Annotated in this window: 1 protein-coding gene and 1 pseudogene (1 of these 2 only partly in view); both read left to right on the top strand. The window is 53.9% G+C overall.

Translation table 11 applies throughout. The annotated features are described in order from the left end of the window. Window positions 1–46: 46 nt before the first annotated feature. Window positions 47–1,036: an acyl-CoA dehydrogenase gene (locus GTN70_04585; GenBank protein NIO16259.1), complete on the top strand. Its 990-nt coding sequence runs from the start codon at window positions 47–49 to the stop codon at window positions 1,034–1,036. A gap of 120 nt (window positions 1,037–1,156) precedes the next feature. Continuing rightward, window positions 1,157–1,176, top strand: a pseudogene (locus GTN70_04580) (hypothetical protein) (it continues 329 nt past the right edge of the window).

Here is a 1,176-nt window from a genome sequence, read left to right as displayed (position 1 = left end):
AGAGGAGTTTCCCTACGAGCAGGTTGAAAAGCTCTTTGACCTGGGCATGATGGGCATGCTGGTGGACGAAAAGTATGGCGGCTCGGCTACGGGGCCGGTCTCCTTTGCCCTTGCACTGTCGGAAATCTCAGCAGGATGCGCTTCAACGTCGGTCACAATGGGCGTCACCAACATGATCGCGGAAATCGTCCACCGCTTCGGAAACCAGGAGCAACGGGAGAAATACCTTCCACCATTCCTTCGCGGCGAATCAGGAGTCGGTGCATTTGCGCTCACAGAGCCTGGCGCGGGATCTGATGCCCGCAGCATATCCACCTTTGCCAGAAAAGAAGGGAACGCATACCGTTTAAACGGGAGCAAGGTTTTCATAACCAATGGAGAGTATGCCGGCCTGGTCGTCGTCATAGCACTCACCGGGAAAGACCCGAGAGAGCTTACGGCTTTCATCGTAGAGCCGGGATTCAAGGGCTTCACCATTGGAAAGAGGGAAAAGAAAATGGGGCTGAAGGGGTCGAATACGGTGGAGCTCGTTTTCGACGATATGGCAGTTCCACGGGAAAACGTCCTTGGCAAAGAGGGGGAGGGCTTCAAGATAGCGATGGCGGCTCTTGACGGAGGGAGAATAGGAATCGGGAGCCAGTGCGTGGGAATTGCTTCCGCAGCGCTTGAGTGCGCAGTCGCCTATGCAAAGGAGAGGAGCCAGTTTGGAACCTCCATCAGTGATTTCCAGGCTATTCAGTGGATGCTCGCTGATGCGGGCACAGAGATAGAAGCCGCACGACTGCTCACTCTGCGTGCAGCCCACTTAAAAGAGAGGGGTGTTAGATTTTCCAGGGAAGCGTCGATGGCAAAGCTGTTTTCCAGTGAGATGGCTTACCGCGTGTGCCACAAGGCAGTTCAGATTCTGGGTGGATACGGGTACATTTCCGAGTATCCCGTTGAGCGATTCCTGAGAGATGTGAAGGTCACCACGATCTATGAGGGGACATCAGAGGTTCAGAGGCTGGTAATATCGAGATCTATCTTGAGGGATTGAGACGTGGGCAAAGGACCTATCGGCAGGGGGTATATACATATTTATACCGGAAATGGAAAGGGTAAGACAACGGCGGCACTGGGCCTTGCCCTTCGCGCTGCCGGACACGGGATAAAGGTTATGATCATACAGTTCATGAA

The sequence above is a fragment of the Deltaproteobacteria bacterium genome (assembly GCA_011773515.1).
Taxonomy (GTDB): domain Bacteria; phylum Desulfobacterota; class Deferrimicrobia; order J040; family J040; genus WVXK01.
This window is presented reverse-complemented; position numbering and strand designations above follow the sequence as displayed.